Source organism: Lacicoccus alkaliphilus DSM 16010 (genome assembly GCF_900142805.1).
GTDB classification, from domain to species: domain Bacteria; phylum Bacillota; class Bacilli; order Staphylococcales; family Salinicoccaceae; genus Lacicoccus; species Lacicoccus alkaliphilus.
The window spans coordinates 450138-464714 of record NZ_FRCF01000002.1; the positions used below are offsets into that span (position 1 = coordinate 450138).

A 14577-nucleotide genomic window follows, 5' to 3' on the forward strand; every position below is an offset into this window, starting at 1 on the left:
TTCTCATCTTCGGACTGTTTAAAACATGAAAACGGCACATGACAATAGTGTCATGTACCGTTAAGATCACTTACGTGATTTGGGTTTACCCAGGATTTCGTTGAAGATGACCCCATTTACGATCGCCTTGTTGTCAAATGTGAGGTCTTTTGAGGAGAATGCACTACTCTTCCTTGTATCTGCTACGGAAGTCCGGTCATCGCCATATGAATAACGAAGCTCATCTGTGATTTCACTGCCGACCCCTTCAACCGGTTTTGCAACCTCCACATTTGAATCTGCGGCGCCGGTACGGACTCTTTCTCTTGCCCTCTCGGCTCTTTCACTCTGTTTTCTCTCGACAGGCTTTCTGTCCCTGGACGTCTCCCTGCGGGAACGCTCGCGCATTGAGGTTTCTTTTTTCTCCCGCTGACGCCGTTCTTCAAGTTTCCGCCGCTCTTCTTCAACGCGGCGTTTGACATCTTCGCGGCTCGGTCTTTCAGGAGGACCGGCGGACGTATCGGTGCCGGTCCGGCCCATGGCTTTTTCGTATTCACTTTGAAATTCGCGTTTCAACTCATCGAACATACCGCCGGAGCCCTGCGACTGTCTACCGCCCGTATCCGACTCAGATTGACGCGGCCTTGGTGCCGAGCGGCCGGGCCTTTCCATTTTACCCGGATCGATGTCCCTTTTTTCCTCATTCTTATTACCGGTGCTGGCTATAATAGAATATATTACTCCGCCTGCAAATATTAATAGAGGCAGTAATACTTCCATGATATCACGCCCTATTCTTCATCTTTGGAACGAGTCGGATCTGTCATCTTATTGATGGAATCCCTCATGTTTGTATCTGCTTCGATATTTTTAAGATCATAATATTCGCTTACCCCGATATTGCCGCTTTCGAGTGCCTGCGCAAATGCAAGTGGAACTTTGGACTCGGCTTCCACCACTTTCGCCCTCATCTCCTCGACGCGGGCTTTCATCTCCTGCTCCTGCGCTACGGCCATGGCCCTGCGCTCTTCAGCTTTAGCCTGGGCGATGTTCTTATCGGCAACCGCCTGCTCTGTCTGAAGGTCTGCTCCGATGTTCTTGCCGATATCCACATCTGCAATATCTATGGACAGTATTTCAAAGGCTGTTCCTGAATCCAGACCTTTAGAAAGCACTGTCTGGGATATGCGGTCGGGATTTTCCAGCACATCGGAATGTTTGTTAGAAGAACCAATCGTGGAGACGATACCCTCACCCACACGGGCGACAATCGTATCTTCGCCGGCCCCGCCGACAAGACGTTCGATGTTTGCACGGACAGTAATGCGCGCCTTGGCCTTCACTTCTATACCGTCCATTGCCACACCTGCGATGAATGGTGTCTCAATCACTTTCGGATTGACACTCATTTGAACCGCTTCCAATACATCACGGCCTGCAAGGTCGATTGCAGCACAACGTTCGAACGTCAAATTGATGTCTGCACGCTGGGCTGCAATTAAAGCATCCACTACTCTATCCACATTTCCTCCAGCAAGGAAGTGTGACTCCAACTGATTAACACTGAGCTTGATACCTGCTTTGTCACCTTTGATCATCGGTTCAATGACACGTTTCGGTTTGACACGCCTCAAGCGCATCCCCACCAGTGAGAAAATACCCACTTTAACCCCGGCAGAAATGGCTGAAATCCACAAACCGACCGGAACAAAGGACAAGATGAACGACAGTATGATAAATACAATTACGATTAAAAATATAACCGTCAATAACCCGCCACCTATAAACATTAAGTCCATATTAAAACTCTCCTTTAAATTATTCTAATCTTCAATCGGACGTACTACAACTCTTGAACTTTCAACAAGTATGACCTTCACTTCGGTATCAGCCGGGATGTAGGACCCTTCAGCAACAGCGTCAATCCGCCTCTCGCCATAACGTATCGTACCCGCCGGCCTCAGGGGTGTTAAAGTCTTCGCTGTGACACCGATGAGGTCGGACCGGTCATCAAACGAAGTATAACCGGATTCGGCATCGGTCGCATCGCTTAAAATCAACCTGTTTAAAAATGGAATTCTTCTTTTCTTGGATTTGATAAGCCCCACCGCCATAAAAGATGCAATAATAATTATTATCAGCAGAAATATAGAATATAAAATCATGTCCCCGCTGACCAGCACAACACTCAGCAACAGCAGGATCACTCCCAATAACCCCAAAAAGGTACCGATTACAAAAAACTCGAGAATTATCAGGAAAGAACCGATGACAAACAATCCTAATGCCCAAAGATTATCTTCACCGGCTAAGAGATGGCCGGAGAAAAACAATACCATCGCAGTGATTGAGAAGAGGCCGTAAAAGTTGAAGCGTTCAGAAAAAAGCTGCATGACCAGTCCGATAATGAAAACAGCTAGCAATATAAAGGCAATTACAGGCATAGTAATGACATCCCTGAACGTATGTACTATATTTCCAATCAAAAATGTATCATTAATAGCCATGTAAATCCCCTCCACCTTCATTATACATACTTAACCTGTAAAAATAAATAAACAGTGCCGTCCTAATGCAAAAAAAAGACAGTACTATCAAGATAACAGTACTGTCCGTCTATGATAAATTATCCGAGGGAGGATATTTTATCTGAATTTTCTTTTGCGAGCTGCTTCGGATTTTTTCTTGCGTTTTACACTTGGCTTTTCATAATATTCTCTTTTACGGGCTTCTTGAATTGTGCCGTTTTTAGAGACATTACGCTTAAAACGACGCAGTGCATCTTCGATCGGCTCGTTTTTATTAACAGATGTTTTAGTCATAAATTTCCCTCCCTCCGAATAACCAAAGGTTAATCTCACATAGCATTTACTATGTACTCAAACATTATAATATAACAAAGTTTTCAGGTCAACTTAATTTTTAATACTCTGAATCGGATGTGCCACCGCTTACAATTTCGATGCCGCTTGAAGCACCGATCCGGGTCGCACCGCTCTCAATCATGTTGAGGGCATCTTCAGCAGACTTGACGCCACCGCTTGCCTTGACACCCATTTCCTCTCCAACTGTCATGCGCATCAGGGCCACATCCTCCACTTTTGCACCTCCCCCGTTGAATCCTGTCGAAGTCTTGACGAAGTCGGCACCTGCTTTTTTGGCAAGCTCGCTGGCCTTGACGATGTCATCACTGTCGAGCAGGCTGCTTTCGATGATGACTTTCACCAGGGCAGAAGTCCCTGCTGCATCACATACGGCTTTTATATCATTATATACAAGGTCATGGTTTCCGGATTTCAAAGCCCCGATGTTGATCACCATATCCACTTCGTCGGCACCATTCTGGATGGCATTCATCGTTTCAAAAGCCTTCACTTCAGAAGTGGAGGCGCCGAGGGGGAAACCGATCACCGTGCACACTTTGACATCACTGTCCGTTAAAATCTCCGATGCCATCTGCACCCATGCCGGATTGATGCATACACTGAAAAAATCATGTTCCATCGCTTCCTGGCAGAGTTCAAAAATTTCATCCTGCGTCACCACAGGTTTTAATAATGTATGGTCTATATATTTCGACAATTTCATAGCTTTGCCTCCAGTAATTATTTGTGCACTTTCCGGATGTAGACTTTAAATCATGCGCTCAATATAAGCATAATTTTTCACCATCGGCTTTTCCAGCACTTTGACGACTTCTCCGTGACTCAGTGGATACCCCGCTTCGGTCACTTTCACTTTTATGAGTTCCCCTACCAGGGTCTCATCAGCATCGATGGCAACTTTCATATAATTATCGGCGTGACCGACCAGTTTGCCATCCTTGATTTCTTCCGGGATGATTTCAAGTACATCATCTTTGAACCCTTCTGCATATTCCAAGGCAAGGCGGTCTGACAGGTCGATCAGCTGCCTGACTCTTTCATTTTTGGTGTCATTATCTATCTGATCAGTCATCCTTGCAGCCGGAGTCCCGGTCCGGATGGAATAAGGGAACACATGCAGTTCCGAGAAATGGTGTCTATTGATGAAGTCATAGGTTTCCTGGAACTCCTCTTCAGTTTCTCCCGGGAATCCGACGATGACATCACTTGTAATGGCCACATTCGGCATGATTTCCTTTAATTTCAAAATACGGGATTCAAAGAATTCCATCGTGTATTTCCTTCTCATACGTTTTAAAACCGTATCACTTGCCGACTGGATAGGTACATGCAGATGCCTGACGATCTTATTGGAGTCCCTGATGACATCGATGACTTCGTCGGTCAGCTGACTGGCTTCAATGCTTGAAATCCTCAGACGGTTCAGTCCGTTCACTTCCTCCAGGTCACGCAGGAGCTGAGCCAGGTTGTAATCCTTGAGGTCTTCCCCGTAGCCGCCGGTGTGGATGCCTGTAAGGACGATTTCCTTATATCCTTGCTCCACAAGGTTCTGTGCCTGCTCGATGACTTTTTCAGGGTCCCTGGAACGCATCAGCCCACGGGCCCACGGTATGATGCAGAAGGTACAGAAGTTGTTGCATCCTTCCTGTATCTTCAAAGTTGCCCGTGTACGGTCGGTGAAGTATGGCACATCCATTTCCTCATATGTACGCTTCTTCATTATATTTTTGACGCCGTTGATCGGCTGCCGCTCCCGGTGGTACTGGTTGACATAACCGAGCAGTTTGTCACGGTCTTCAGTGCCGATGATGATGTCGACACCCGCTATATCCATTATCTCTTTAGGAGAAGTCTGTGCATAACAGCCTGTCACGGCGATGACCGCGTCCGGGTTTTTACGGATGGCACGGCGGATGACCTGTCGGCTCTTCTTATCACCCGTGTTGGTCACAGTGCATGTATTGATCACATAAACATCGGCGTTCTGTTCAAGATCTATCCGTTCATATCCATCATCTTTGAATATCTGCCACATCGCTTCTGTTTCATAGTGGTTCACTTTACAGCCGAGTGTGTGGAAAGCAATTGTCTTTTCATTCATAACCATCAAATCTTTCTTAAAAAATATTATGATAACTTTACATATAATAGCATAATATAAAAAGTCATTCAATTGCACATCATTCGTGAAGGCTGCTTACAGCGGCCAGGAAGTAAAGGGGCGCCGTTTCCGCACGGAGGATCCTCGGACCGAGTGAGAGCGGTGTGAAAGAAGCATCCGCTTCAACCTCGTCCTCCGTCAGGCCGCCCTCGGGACCGAATATGAAGGCGATCTTCTTGCCGGTTTCGACGCCTCCAAGATTTTTGAATGACACCGCTTTCTGACCTGCATAACCTTCGAACGCGATGAATGCAGAATCGTAATCTGAAAAATCCACATTCTTCAACCTGCCTTCGAAGTGTATTTCAGGAATGGAAAAGCGTCTGCTCTGTTCACTCGCTTCCCTGATCACTTTCTGAAAGCGTGCCAGGCGTTTTCCCCTTTTTTTATCATCCAGCTTCACTATACTTCTGTCCGCCTCATAAATGATGAACCGGACGGCCCCGAGTTCCGTCGATTTCTGAAGCATCCATTCGAATTTCTCACCCTTCAGCAAAGGGCATATTATTGTCGTGCCGACCGGCGATTCCGTATTTGAATCCAAAACCTGCTCAGTCAGAAAAGCCACTTTCCTGCCTTCGATGCCTGTAATCCTGCATACAAACCCCGTTGTTGTACCGTCGATCATCTCAAATGCATCATCAACACGAAAACGCATCACATTGATCATATGATGCGTATCTTCATTATCTATTTCATATTTTTCATTTAAGTTTAATGTTTCAGACATAAAATATCTCTGCATGTCCCATCACACCTTTTCAGCCAAAATGCTTACCCAGCCGTTGTCTTCCAGGATTTCCCTGATGCTGAACCCTGCCGTCTTCATCTTCTCCATAATACGTTCATGTTTTTCCACAATGATGCCTGAGGCGATGAAATATCCATTCGAATTGAGACGTACGTAAGCATCTTCAATCATTTCTTCGATGACATGTGCCAGTATATTGGCGATCACCACGTCGTACTTTCCATCTTCTTCCTTCAACAAATCCGCAGTTTCAAGACGAATCGCTTCCTCACAGTCATTGAGGACAAAATTTTCTTGTGCAACTTTAATGGATAATTCATCAATATCGGTTGCTTTGATTTCGTCCGTCCCCATCAGGTGTGCTGCAATCGACAAAATCCCCGAACCTGTGCCGACATCGATGATAGAATCGCCCGGTTTCACCGTTTTCTCTATGAAGCGGAGGCACATGCTTGTCGTCGGATGATCCCCCGTCCCGAAAGCCATGCCCGGGTCCAACTTAATTAGGCGGTCTGCCTCATGATATTTGTAATCTTCCATTTCCCACGAAGGGACGATGACGAATGTGTCAGATACCCGGAAACTGTGGAAATGTTTCTTCCATTCATTTTCCCAGTCGGCTTCCTCGATCACTTCATGTGTGATGCGGATGTCCTCTTTTGAAGCCAGGTCCGCTTCCCCGATGAAAGCCTCAATTTCTTGAAGCTTGGCATCCATATTCTGTGTTTCATCGAAGTAGACCAATATTCTGATGTCGGAAGCAGGGTAATCTTTGGGATCCAGTCTGAATTTCTCATCGAAATCGTCTATCTTCCCCCTCAGGATATCTATGGAGTGTTCGATGGAGACACCTTTGGATACAGTGTTCAAATAAGCTGAAAGTTTTTCTTCATTTTCTTCTTTAGTATGAATTGCCACTTCATGCCATTTCATCTTCAATCTCCTTTAAAGAAGCGTTTTGTACGGTCGAAGATATTCTCCTGTTGTTCTTCGATGACCTCCCCGCCTTCTTCAGCAAGGTCCCTGAAAATTTCAACTTCCCTGTTGGAAAGTTTCGTCGGCGTCACCACTTTGACAGTGATGAACTGGTCACCATAGCCGTAACCATGGACATTTTTCACACCTTTTTCTTTAAGGCGGAAACGTTTGCCTGTCTGCGTGCCTGCCGGTATCGTCAGGACGACTTCAGAACTGATGGTCGGCACTTTCACTTCATCACCGAGTGCAGCCTGTGCGAATGAAATCGGCAGTTCATAATGGATATCATCGCCATCGCGCGTGAATCTGGAATCCGGCCTTACACGGAAGACGATATACAGATCACCCGACGGTCCGCCGTTGATTCCCGGCTCACCTTTGCCGTGCACACGGATCTGCTGTCCATTGTCCACACCTTCCGGTACAGTGACTTCGATCTCCACATCTTTAGTAACCGTCCCTGCACCTTTACAATTGTTGCAAGGGTCTTTGATCTCCTGTCCTGTGCCCTGACATGTCGGACATGTGCGTTCTGTCTGTATACGTCCAAAAGGTGTATTCTGCTCAACTGCTACACGTCCGGCACCGCTGCACATGCTGCAGGTGGTTTTGGAGGTGCCCGGCTTTGCACCATTGCCGTCGCACACGTCACAGGAGACCTCTTTTTTGATGGTGATCGTTTTGGTCACTCCAAAGACGGCTTCTTCAAAATCGATGGTCATCGTATATTGAAGGTCATCACCTTTTCTCGGGGCATTTGGGTCGGCCTGCCGTCCCCCGCCGAAGAATGAACTGAAAATATCTTCGAAGCCGCCGAAACCGCCTGAACTCTGGAAGCCGCCACCGCCGCCGAACTGGGATTTCATCCCTTCATGTCCGAAACGGTCATACTGGGCACGCTTATCTTCATCCGAGAGGACTTCATATGCCTCTGCAACCTCTTTGAACTTTTCATCAGAACCTTCGTCCTGATTTATGTCCGGGTGATATTTTTTTGATAATTTTCGATATGCTTTTTTGATTTCATCCTTCGATGCATTCTTCTCCACACCAAGGATTTCATAATAGTCTCTTTTAGCCATCCGAATCTCCCTCCAACTTCCAAATCATAACATTTAAAAAAGTCAAAGCCAAATGCATTGGCTTTGACTTTTTGTTAATAATTATTTTTTATCTTCTTCATCATCGACTTCTTTGAAATCTGCATCAATCACGTCGTCGTCGCCTGATTCGCCGCCTTCAGCACTTCCACCTTCGGCCTGCTGTTCCTGAGCCATCTGCTCATACATTTTCATGGACATGCCCTGAAGGATTTCTTCCAATGCAGCTTTCTTCGCATTGATTTCTTCCATATCGGTGCCTTCCAGAGCGGTCTTCAATTCTTCTTTTGCATTTTCAGCTTTTTCCTTCTCTTCTGCCTCAACTTTATCACCTAAATCTTCGATGGTCTTATCAGTTGAGAAAATGAGCTGGTCTGCTGCGTTGCGTGCTTCCACTTCCTCACGGCGCTTTTTATCTTCATCAGCATTTTCTTCTGCCTCTTTGACCATTCTGTCGATATCATCGTCACTCAGGTTGGATGAAGACTGGATGGTGATCTTCTGTTCCTTGCCTGTACCCTGATCTTTTGCAGTTACATTGACGATACCATTCTTATCGATGTCGAACGTCACTTCAATCTGAGGCACACCGCGTGGTGCAGGCGGTATGTCGGTCAGCTGGAAACGTCCGAGAGTTTTGTTGTCGTTCGCCATCGGCCTCTCACCCTGAAGTACATGGATATCGACTGCAGGCTGGTTGTCTGCAGCGGTTGAGAACACTTCGGATTTGCTTGTCGGGATCGTCGTGTTCCTTTCAATCAGAGTGGTCATGACATTGCCCATCGTCTCGATACCGAGTGACAGAGGCGTCACATCAAGCAGCACGACATCTTTCACGTCACCTGACAACACTCCGCCCTGGATCGCTGCACCCATGGCAACGACTTCATCAGGGTTGACACTGCGGTTCGGCTCTTTGCCCAGCTCTTTCTTGATTGCTTCCTGTACGGCTGGAATTCTTGTGGAGCCACCGACCAGTATCACTTCATCAATTTCATTTTTGCTGAGTCCTGAATCCTTCACTGCCTGCCTTGTCGGGTCCATGGCACGTTTCACAAGATCATCGGAAAGTTCTTCGAACTTCGCGCGTGTCAGCGTTGTTTCCAGGTGAAGCGGACCGGCATCGCCTGCTGAAATGAATGGCAGTGATATCTGTGTTGAAGATACACCTGAGAGATCTTTCTTCGCCTTTTCAGCTGCATCTTTCAGTCGCTGCATCGCCATTTTGTCATTTGATAAATCAATGCCGTTTTCTTTCTTGAACGTATCGACCAGATGATCGATGATGACGTTGTCAAAATCGTCACCGCCAAGGCGGTTGTCACCGGCTGTCGCAAGCACGTCGAAAACACCGTCTCCAAGTTCAAGGATGGAAACATCAAACGTACCGCCGCCAAGGTCGAATACAAGGACCTTTTGATCTTCTTCCTGCTTGTCCAGACCGTAAGCGAGTGCCGCTGCAGTCGGCTCGTTGATGATTCTTTCCACTTCAAGGCCTGCAATTCTTCCTGCGTCTTTGGTTGCCTGACGCTCCGAGTCATTAAAGTAGGCTGGAACTGTCACAACCGCTTTTTCCACTTTTTCCCCCAGATAGCTCTCGGCAGTTTCCTTCAGGTTTTGAAGGATCATCGCCGAGATTTCCTGAGGAGTATATTCTTTGTCGCCAATTTTTTCTTTATGGTCGGTACCCATATGTCTTTTGATGGACATTATCGTATCCGGGTTCGTGATGGCTTGACGCTTCGCCACTTCCCCGACTTGTCTTTCATCATTTTTGAATGACACCACTGAAGGGGTGGTGCGGTTGCCTTCAGCATTTTGAATCACTTTAGCTTCTCCGCCTTCAAGGACGGATACTACAGAGTTTGTTGTCCCTAGGTCAATACCGATAACTTTGCTCATAAAAAATAGCCTCCATATATTAAATTATTGATCTAAAACTGATTGAGAGAACCGGTTATTCGCTGACTTTAACCATAGAAGCCCGAATGACACGATCTTTTAACTGATATCCTTTTTGAAATTCTTCAATGACGATACCCGAGTCTTCTGATGATGATTCAGTCATGACTGCCTGATGGAAGTTAGGGTCGAATTCCTTGCCTTTCGCTTCAATGACAGTGATGTCATGTTTGGAGAAAATATTGAGGAAATCATTGTACACCATTTCAACACCCTTTTTCAGTGATGCGAAGGATTCATTGTCCCCTTCGATTTCCATCGCTCTTTCCAGGTTGTCCAGTACCGGAAGCAGATTCTCCGCGAACTTCTGGTCTTTATATTTATTGTTCAGGTCGATTTCCTGCTTATTGCGGCGTTTGAAGTTTTCAAATTCGGCGTAGAGTTTAAAATACTTATCTTCGTATTTTTTTGCTTCTTCTTTCAATTTTTCCAACTCCTGCTGAGTTTCATCGATTTCGTCCGCTGTTTCCTCGGAAACAGCGCTGCTTTCCTCGAACGATTCACTTTCAGCAGTTTCCTCCACCTCTTCAGAAGCGCTTTCTTCTTGAGTGGGGTCTTCGTTGATTCTTTGTTCTTTTTCATCTGTCGAATCTTCCTCGACATTTTGCTTCAAGACGTTTTCTTCTGTCAAATCATCTTTGACTTTTTGATTTTTTTCGTTATCGAACAAATTATTCACTTCCTTTTGTGCTCTGATTATTAATCGCATGCAATAATCTTATGACTTTCTTATAGCCCATCATTTCAGGTCCGATGATCATAAGATTCCCATCAAAACCGGCTAACTTGAAGTTTGTTGTGATGATTGAGATCGAATGATAGTCTTCAGGCAATTCGTCCCCCAAATATATATCAACTCCATCATTTTCAGTGATATCAATGATTTTGTCCAGCTGATCGGCCTCCAGATCATCATACAATGCCCGCAGGGTGTCTGTATTTTCGCTGATCTGCTGTATCAGGTGATTGAAGCCGGAATAGCCGCTGAATTTCCTCGGTTGATCAAGGTCCGCCCTGATGCTGTCAGCCACGCTGTTGATTGTATATTCAAGCGCAGTGTCCTTCAATGAAGTTCTGAGCAGATCAGACAGTTCCTGTAACGGTGTATCGACGACTGTCTGATTGAAGTAGTTGGTGAGTATCTTCAAAGTCTCAAGTGATACGCTGTAATCCATCCTGACGGGGATCTCCTTGATATCACCGGACTCCAGGACTATGATGACAAGCAGGATCCCTTCATTCAGCGGAGTGAAATAAACACCCTTGACTGTTTCATCTTTACCAGTAAAGGAGACTCCAGTCAAATGATTGGTCAGCGCACTGATTTTTGCAGCAGTGCCCCTCGACAGATCTTCAGGATTATGATGATTGTTCACATTCAGAGGGACCGGTTCTGTATAGGATTCATGATCCAGTTTTTCGCTTAATTTTCCAATATAAAATTTGAGTGCTTCTCTGGAAGGCATTCTGCCTGCAGATGTGTGTGGTTTTGTCAAAAAGCCCGATGCTTCAAGCTTGACCATTTCGTTTCTAACCGTAGCACTGGAAATATCAAGTCGATATTTTTGAATAATCTGTTTCGAACTAACGGGAACCATGGCGGCCAGAAATTCATCCACAATCAAAAATAAGATGAGCTCTTGCCTTTTAGTAAGCATTGACTTCACCTCTTTAGCACTCTATAACATCGAGTGCTAAATATAACTTATCAAATTGGTCAAAGTATGTCAATCAATTGTACTCATTTTATGAGGACTTTAAAAATCTCATGAACACCTCATTACCGACCATCCTGCCGGAATCGGTCAAAGCGATATTGAGACCGTCGTCCCAGATCCATCGCTTCTCTTTCAAAGAGGTCAATTCCTCTTTATAATACTCATCCAGGCATACTCCATATTTCATCCTGAACCTCTCTTTGGAAACACCTTCGGTCATTCTGAGGCCGAGGAACATCTCTTCTTCAATCATTTCAGTTTCGGACAGGCGTAAAGTTTCTTTGACAGCTGAATCATTCTCATTAATCGCTTTGATGTAGTGCGGCACAGGCTTTACATTATAGTAACGTTCATTATTGATGTATCCGTGGGCACCCGCCCCCACACCGTAATAATTATCATTATGCCAATATGTTTTGTTGTGGGCAGACTCATATTCTTTTACGGAAAAATTGGAAATTTCGTATTGAGGGTAACCGAGATTCTGCAGGCCGTCCATCACCCGGATATACTTTTCAGCTTCTTTGTTGTCGTCATCAATTTTCATTCTGCCTTTTCTTATTTCATTATAGAAGACTGTATGCGGCTCTATTATCAGCGAATACCAGGAAATATGCCTGGGCTTCAATTCCTCCACATACTTGAGGCTGGTGTCGATATCATCAAACGTCTCACCCGGCAGATTATACATGAGATCCATGGAATAATTGTTGAGGCCGATTTTTTCCAGATGATCGATGCTTCTGAAAATATCATTGAAGTCATGGCTCCTGTTCAGCACTTTCAATATATCATCGTTAAAAGTCTGTACGCCGAGGCTCACCCTGTTGACGCCGTAGTACTTGAGAAGATCGAGTTTCGCCGTCGTCACCTCATCCGGGTTCGCCTCGAATGTATACTCCCCGGAGACTGTGAAATTTTCAGAAATGAATGACAGCAGATGTTCGAGCTGCTTTACGCTCAGCGCGGTAGGCGTGCCTCCTCCCACATAAATTGTTTCAAAGTCCCTATGCTCAAGCGTCTTCATTTCCTTGATCAATGCTTCTATATAATCGTCGACCGGCTGATTTTTAATCAGCACCTTCGTAAAGTCGCAATAAGTGCATATACGGTTGCAGAATGGAATATGAATATACAAGCTTTTCATTTTCACACGTCCTAACAAAATTAAAAGCCACAATATGTGGCTTCTTTAATCATCATCCATCTTCAATACTGACAGGAATGCCTCCTGCGGAATTTCCACAGAACCGACGGATTTCATTTTCTTTTTACCTTCTTTTTGTTTCTCGAGCAACTTGCGTTTACGGCTGATGTCCCCGCCGTAACATTTGCTGAGTACATTTTTACCCATGGATTTGATATTGGTCCTCGATATGATCTTCTGGCCGATTGCCGCCTGGATGGGTACTTCGAACTGCTGTCTCGGTATGAGGGTCTTCAGCTTCTCCACGATATGCTTGCCGCGTTCATACGCAAAGTCCCGGTGAACGATCACACTGAGCGCATCCACTTTTTCATTGTTCAATAAAATGTCCATCTTGACCAGGTTGCTCTCCTTGTAGCCGATGATGTCATAGTCGAAGGATGCATAACCTTTCGTATTGGACTTGAGCATGTCGAAGAAATCGAAAACGATTTCCGAAAGTGGAATTTCATAAATGATGTTGACACGGATATCATCCAGATAATCCATAGTGATGAAGTTCCCGCGTTTCCTCTGACAGAGCTCCATCACTGCCCCGACATAGTCATTCGGAACCATGATCTGTGCCTTGACATAAGGTTCTTCGATCGTGTCGATTTTTTGGGGATCGGGCATCTGGGCAGGATTGTCCACCTTCATCACGGAGCCGTCCGTCATGGCGACTTCATAAATCACTGAAGGTGCGGTTGCGATGAGATCGATGCCGAATTCGCGTTCAATCCTTTCCTGAATGATCTCCATATGAAGAAGACCCAAAAAACCTGTCCTGAATCCGAAGCCGAGGGCCTGGGAAGTTTCAGGTTCGTACTGGAGGGAGGAGTCATTCAGCTCGAGCTTTTCAAAAGCCTCCCTCAAATCATTGTATTGGTTCGAGTCTATCGGATACATGCCGCAGAAGACCATTGGATTCATCTTCTTATATCCTTCAAGGGCTTCAGTCGCCGGGTTGTCGGCATGCGTGATGGTATCCCCCACACGTGAGTCTCCGACATTTTTGATGGAAGCGACGAGGTAGCCCACATCACCGACCGAAAGTTCTGCAACCGGCATCGGGGCAGGAGTGTTGATGCCGACTTCCGCGACCTCGAATGTTTTGCCGGTCGCCATCATCTTTATCTTATCACCGGGCTTTACGACTCCTTCCTTGACCCTGATTGAAGAGATCACGCCTTTATACGGATCATAGATGGAGTCGAATATCAGTGCTTTCAAAGGGGCGCCCACATCCCCCTCCGGCGGCGGTACCATTTCGACGATCGCCTCCAAAATTTCTTCGATCCCGATATTCGATTTGGCCGAGGCATGGATTGCAAGCTCTTTTTCAAGACCGATCACATCTTCTATTTCCTGGGCAACACGGTCCGGCTCCGCTGCAGGCAGATCAATTTTATTGATCACAGGCAGCATTTCCAATTCGTTATCCAGGGCAAGATAAACATTTGCGAGCGTCTGGGCTTCGATGCCCTGCGCGGCATCCACCACGAGGACCGCCCCTTCGCATGCTGCCAGGGAGCGCGAGACTTCATATGTGAAATCGACGTGTCCCGGGGTGTCGATCAGATGAAATATGTAATCTTCACCATCTTTTGCCGTGTACTTCAATTGTACCGCGTTCAATTTGATTGTGATTCCGCGTTCCCGTTCCAAGTCCATTGAATCCAGCAGCTGATGTTTCATATCCCGGTCGGCTACGGATTTGGTGTTTTCCAATATACGGTCAGCCAAAGTCGACTTACCGTGATCTATATGGGCAATGATTGAAAAGTTTCTGATTTTCTTCTGCCTTGCAATGCGTTCTTTATCTGTCATTAATACCCAACTTTCTGTTCAATCGAA

14 protein-coding genes are annotated in these 14577 nt (G+C 45.8%); all 14 read right to left on the reverse strand.

Going from position 1 to position 14577, the window contains the following annotated elements; all coding sequences use genetic code 11:
• Positions 1 to 66: 66 nt before the first annotated feature.
• Positions 67 to 759, reverse strand: a complete 693-nt coding sequence (locus BUA12_RS02460) for a hypothetical protein (protein WP_072707956.1) — start codon at positions 757 to 759, stop codon at positions 67 to 69.
• Between the two features lie 11 nt (positions 760 to 770).
• Positions 771 to 1778: a flotillin-like protein FloA gene (gene floA, locus BUA12_RS02465; protein ID WP_072707958.1), complete on the reverse strand. Its 1008-nt coding sequence runs from the start codon at positions 1776 to 1778 to the stop codon at positions 771 to 773.
• Between the two features lie 24 nt (positions 1779 to 1802).
• On the reverse strand, positions 1803 to 2486 hold the full coding sequence (locus BUA12_RS02470; RefSeq protein WP_084669842.1) for an NfeD family protein: 684 nt from the start codon (positions 2484 to 2486) through the stop codon (positions 1803 to 1805).
• Positions 2487 to 2624: 138 nt separating this feature from the next.
• Positions 2625 to 2801 (reverse strand): 30S ribosomal protein S21, encoded by a 177-nt coding sequence (rpsU, locus tag BUA12_RS02475; RefSeq protein WP_072707963.1) that lies wholly within the window; start codon positions 2799 to 2801, stop codon positions 2625 to 2627.
• A 100-nt stretch (positions 2802 to 2901) separates the two neighbouring features.
• Positions 2902 to 3567: a deoxyribose-phosphate aldolase gene (deoC, locus tag BUA12_RS02480; protein ID WP_072707965.1), complete on the reverse strand. Its 666-nt coding sequence runs from the start codon at positions 3565 to 3567 to the stop codon at positions 2902 to 2904.
• 45 nt (positions 3568 to 3612) lie between these two features.
• On the reverse strand, positions 3613 to 4965 hold the full coding sequence (gene mtaB, locus BUA12_RS02485) for a tRNA (N(6)-L-threonylcarbamoyladenosine(37)-C(2))-methylthiotransferase MtaB (RefSeq protein ID WP_072707967.1): 1353 nt from the start codon (positions 4963 to 4965) through the stop codon (positions 3613 to 3615).
• Positions 4966 to 5044: 79 nt separating this feature from the next.
• Entirely contained in the window at positions 5045 to 5755 is a 711-nt protein-coding gene (locus BUA12_RS02490; RefSeq protein WP_245772726.1) for an RsmE family RNA methyltransferase, read from the reverse strand.
• 21 nt (positions 5756 to 5776) lie between these two features.
• On the reverse strand, positions 5777 to 6709 hold the full coding sequence (gene prmA, locus BUA12_RS02495; RefSeq protein WP_072707972.1) for a 50S ribosomal protein L11 methyltransferase: 933 nt from the start codon (positions 6707 to 6709) through the stop codon (positions 5777 to 5779).
• A gap of 2 nt (positions 6710 to 6711) precedes the next feature.
• Positions 6712 to 7836 (reverse strand): molecular chaperone DnaJ, encoded by a 1125-nt coding sequence (gene dnaJ, locus BUA12_RS02500; RefSeq protein ID WP_072707974.1) that lies wholly within the window; start codon positions 7834 to 7836, stop codon positions 6712 to 6714.
• Positions 7837 to 7917: 81 nt separating this feature from the next.
• Positions 7918 to 9756 (reverse strand): molecular chaperone DnaK, encoded by a 1839-nt coding sequence (gene dnaK / locus BUA12_RS02505; RefSeq protein WP_072707976.1) that lies wholly within the window; start codon positions 9754 to 9756, stop codon positions 7918 to 7920.
• 55 nt (positions 9757 to 9811) lie between these two features.
• Positions 9812 to 10486 (reverse strand): nucleotide exchange factor GrpE, encoded by a 675-nt coding sequence (gene grpE, locus BUA12_RS02510; protein ID WP_245772727.1) that lies wholly within the window; start codon positions 10484 to 10486, stop codon positions 9812 to 9814.
• A 1-nt stretch (position 10487) separates the two neighbouring features.
• Positions 10488 to 11474: a heat-inducible transcriptional repressor HrcA gene (gene hrcA, locus BUA12_RS02515; protein ID WP_072707978.1), complete on the reverse strand. Its 987-nt coding sequence runs from the start codon at positions 11472 to 11474 to the stop codon at positions 10488 to 10490.
• Between the two features lie 88 nt (positions 11475 to 11562).
• Complete coding sequence (hemW, locus tag BUA12_RS02520; protein ID WP_072708875.1) at positions 11563 to 12687, reverse strand: radical SAM family heme chaperone HemW; 1125 nt, start codon at positions 12685 to 12687, stop codon at positions 11563 to 11565.
• A gap of 39 nt (positions 12688 to 12726) precedes the next feature.
• On the reverse strand, positions 12727 to 14550 hold the full coding sequence (lepA, locus tag BUA12_RS02525) for a translation elongation factor 4 (protein ID WP_072707980.1): 1824 nt from the start codon (positions 14548 to 14550) through the stop codon (positions 12727 to 12729).
• Positions 14551 to 14577: the final 27 nt, after the last annotated feature.